The sequence below is a fragment of the Eubacterium sp. AF22-8LB genome (genome assembly GCF_003458715.1).
In the GTDB taxonomy this organism is placed as follows: Bacteria; Bacillota_I; Bacilli_A; order Erysipelotrichales; family Erysipelotrichaceae; genus Holdemanella.
The window spans coordinates 1-1,476 of sequence record NZ_QRVI01000059.1 but is presented as its reverse complement, the minus strand read 5'-3'; the positions used below and the strand labels follow the sequence as shown (position 1 = coordinate 1,476).

The window sequence follows — 1,476 nt, the reverse complement described above, 5'->3', positions numbered from 1 at the left end:
ATCAGAAGTGTACATTCTTAAATGATCATTTATGTACATATTTAGATTATCATTTATAGGTGAGGAATAGACAATAAAAACTGCTAGATAATCTAGCAGCCTTTTTGGTATGCCGGGCATGGCATATATCTAGACAGTGAAAGTCTGTTGTGGGGGTTGTAATCACAGTGGCCAACCACTAGCCAAGACCAAGGGTGTCCATCGTGAGGTGGAATCTGAAAGAAGGTGGAGGCAAAGTTCCGGTCTGACGTACAGAAATCACGTATGAGGCTCGTAAGAATATGGATGAATGTGCCAAACAACATAAAATCCTAATGACTGTGGAATATTCAAATGAGTAAACGTGGCAGATATATGGAATGAAAGATATATGACCTTATCCCGGGAGGCCTTGTCGAGGAGAATATCCTAGTAACAACGAACGGCAAGGAGTCAGCAGCGGTCGTAGTAGTGAGGAAACATCTGTAATGGATGTGGAGCGAAGGACCAAACAAATTCAAGGTTATTAATAACGTACAAGATTCCACTGTATGACAAACTCAGAAGATGAGGAAAACTAGAAGCCCAGGAAAGGAAAGGGAAAGTTAGTACAGAGGATGGCAAAGACGGAGGAGGTAACGAACAGTGTTAAACAAAGATGATACTTTACTAAATGAGCTTTTAAGCGATGACAATCTTAAGATAGCTAAACAGAGAGTAAAGAAAAATAAAGGTGCATCGGGAATCGATGGCATGGAGGTCAAAGAACTTGATGAATACCTTTCTAAACACCTTGATGAAATCAAGGAACAGATTCGAAATAAGAAGTATAGTCCAAAACCGGTTAAAAGGGTAGAAATACCAAAACCGGATGGGGGTGTACGTAACTTAGGTGTACCTACTGTCGTAGATAGATTTGTGCAGCAAGCGATTGCACAAGTTCTAACACCAATATATGAACCGAAATTTAGTGAATCTAGCTATGGGTTCAGACCTAACAGATGTTGTGAAATGGCAATTCTAAAAGCTTTGGAATTCATGAATGACGGCTATCAATGGGTCGTGGACATTGATTTGGAAAAGTTCTTTGACAACGTAAATCATGATAAGATGATTTCACTAATTATGAAGGATGTTAAATGTGGCGAGATAGTTTCATTAATTAATAAATTTCTAAAAAGTGGAATCATGATAGATGATGAATACAAAGAATCGGTTATAGGTACACCTCAAGGTGGAAATCTTAGTCCATTATTGAGCAATATTATGCTTGACCAGTTGGATAAGGAATTAGAGGCAAGAGGATTACGATTCACTAGATATGCGGATGACTGCATCATATTAGTAGGTAGTTCAAAAGCTGCAGACAGAGTCATGAAGAATGTTTCAATATTTATTGAGAGTAAACTTGGCTTAAAAGTAAATATGACAAAGTCTAAAGGTAAGCGCCAAATAAAATAATGTGTTAAATAAATGAAAAAGAATCAGTTGAACATT

Annotated in this window: 1 protein-coding gene; it reads left to right on the top strand. The window is 37.6% G+C overall.

The genetic code is table 11. The annotated features are described in order from the left end of the window. Positions 1-624: 624 nt before the first annotated feature. The gene (gene ltrA / locus DWY01_RS11365; protein WP_117996214.1) at positions 625-1,440 is read left to right on the top strand and encodes a group II intron reverse transcriptase/maturase; all 816 of its coding nucleotides are present in this window, start codon (positions 625-627) and stop codon (positions 1,438-1,440) included. Positions 1,441-1,476 lie beyond the last annotated feature (36 nt).